Below are 1165 nucleotides of genomic sequence, written 5' to 3'. Positions count from 1 at the left end.
GCTGTGGAATGCGCCGGCAGAACCGAGGATCCGCCCTAATATGGGGACCGCCTCGTTGTAGCGAACATGAATATCGTAATTATTGAGATAGCGATCCAGCGTCGGGCCGGCCACGCCCCCTGAAATCGTGGTGACTTTGCACTTTCCGTTCCAAGACGAGTCCCACAAGAAATAAGAGACCCCACCGGCGATATCGACGCCGGCAAAAACTTCCCGAGAGTCAGGGTAGTCGACAAGGGAACAAAGACGTCTATCAGCGAGCATCTCTCGCCTGAAATCGTCGAGTCCCCGCCCACCAGCGAACCATCGTGATGGGGTGACCATGGTGAGATAGCGTGGTTCGAGTCCTTTGGCGGCCTCAATGAACTTCTGGTAGACCGGCATAGCAAAACTGCCGATGGCCTCGCCACCACTTTGTCCCAGTTGGTAGGGCGGATTCCCAATAACGACGTCGAACTGCATATCGCCTCCAAACAACTCGGCAATCCGAGCCTTGATGTTATCGGTGTGAATGAACTCATAGGCGTGAGTTTCCAGTCCCTGGCCGCGGTCGTAGTCACGCTGGTTGGCACCGCAATACTTGCACTTGCCGTCCACCCAAGCGTGCTCCACGCGCTCGAACCAGATGTTGCCCTCGTCGCTAGCGAAGCTCTTGGCAATTGAGTGGCCGCCTAGGGCATGCTTGCTGCAATAGACGCTGCGCCGCGCTAGCAGACTCGTCAGATGCGTAATTCCTATGCCGAACACCTGCTTGGTTAGGATGTGATCTACGCGGGCTTGCAGGTCAGGGATTTCCGCTTTCAGCCCTTTTATCAGGCGTCCCGTGATCTCGCGCAGGAACACGCCGGATTTAGTGCAGGGATCGAGGAACCGCGCCGAACTGTTCGCCCAGATGTTCGCGGCTCCGTTTCGCATCGCCCATGCCTCGGCCAGCATATCAAGCATCCGGTTTGCGAACTCTGGTGGGGTGAACACCTCGTCGTTGGAAAGGTTGGCGATACAGGTCAGAACATCGGGATTGCGCCCCCGAAGCGAAAATCTCGCCTGATCGTTCATACTGCCCCCAAGCCTGGCTCTAAGACGCGCCCGACAGTTCGCTCATTGTCACCGGCGGGTATATCTTGATGGGCGTAAATATCTCATGCTTGCCGAGATGGGCGAACAG

General features: G+C 56.8%; 1 protein-coding gene. It reads right to left on the bottom strand.

The features are described 5' to 3' along the window. Positions 1 to 1056, bottom strand: a 1056-nt coding sequence (locus ACXJ7R_RS33595) for an Eco57I restriction-modification methylase domain-containing protein (protein ID WP_457155550.1), incomplete at its 3' end; no start/stop codon positions are given. Between the last annotated feature and the right edge of the window lie 109 nt (positions 1057 to 1165).

The organism is Mesorhizobium sp. P5_C1, from assembly GCF_054049815.1.
Note: the sequence above shows the minus strand (reverse complement) of the source record. Positions and strands in the feature narration are given on the sequence as shown.